Source organism: Methylobacterium sp. WL103, assembly GCF_008039885.1.
Taxonomy (GTDB): domain Bacteria; phylum Pseudomonadota; class Alphaproteobacteria; order Rhizobiales; family Beijerinckiaceae; genus Methylobacterium; species Methylobacterium cerastii.
The window spans coordinates 1-839 of sequence record NZ_VRUX01001071.1 but is presented as its reverse complement, the minus strand read 5'-3'; the positions used below and the strand labels follow the sequence as shown (position 1 = coordinate 839).

The following is an 839-nucleotide window of genomic DNA, read 5'->3' as shown; positions in this document are numbered from 1 at the left end:
GCGATGGACCGCGCCGGCTGGCGGCGCGCCACGGTGGCCGCGTTCGCGCGCCCGGTGCTCGACCGGCGTGCGAGCCACGACGCGTTCCTGGAGGGCCACCCGCACAAGGGCCGCCTGAAGGACCTGCGCCGCCGCGCCAAGCGCCTCGGCGAGGCCGGCGCGGTGACCTTCGCGACCGCGACCGCCGGCCCCAACCTCGACCAAGCGGTCGCGGCCTTCCTCGCGCTGGAGCGCGCGAGCTGGTAGGGCAGGGCGGCTTCGAGCCGTCCTGCGCGGCGGATTTTGACGAAGCGCAGGGCCTCGGGGGCGAGGCCGGCGCGCTGATGCGCGGCGACGACGTGGCGGGCGTAGTGCGGATGCGGCGCCCGCGCCCGCGCGAACAGGTCGTCCCATTCGGCCGCATCCGGCGCGTCGGACGGGCCGGCCTCGATCGCGGGCATGTGGACGGCGGGGATCATCGCGGGTTCGCCGTGAAAAGGCCGGTCCAGACCGGGGTCGAGAGGCCGTGGACGCGGTGCGCCGCCAGCGCCAGGATGCCGGCGCGCAGGATCGTGGTCAGCGCCATCCCGAGCGCCGCGCCGATCACCCCGAGATGCGGCACGAGGAGCAGGCAGGCGCCGACGGCCACCGCCAGCATCGCCAGGGTGATGCCGGCGCAGAGCCGCTCACCGCCGAGCATGGTCAGCAAATCCTCGCCCGGGCCGAACAGGCTCGCGGCGACGCTGCCGGCGGCGAGCACGGCGAGGATCGGGATGCTGTCGGAGAATTGCGGGCCGAACATCGCCAGGAGCAGCGGGCTGGCGGCGACGACGGCGAGCGCGACGAGGGCGGTGGCCGCC

Annotated in this window: 1 protein-coding gene and 1 pseudogene; one reads left to right on the top strand and one right to left on the bottom strand. The window is 75.9% G+C overall.

The window, feature by feature from the left end; genetic code table 11:
• A pseudogene (locus tag FV222_RS30315) lies at positions 1-243 on the top strand (cellulose biosynthesis protein CelD); the annotation flags it as partial.
• Positions 244-454: 211 nt separating this feature from the next.
• Here the strand turns inward: FV222_RS30315 and FV222_RS27830 are convergent.
• Positions 455-839 (bottom strand): polysaccharide biosynthesis C-terminal domain-containing protein (locus FV222_RS27830; protein ID WP_187277516.1); only part of this gene is annotated, 385 nt, incomplete at its 5' end.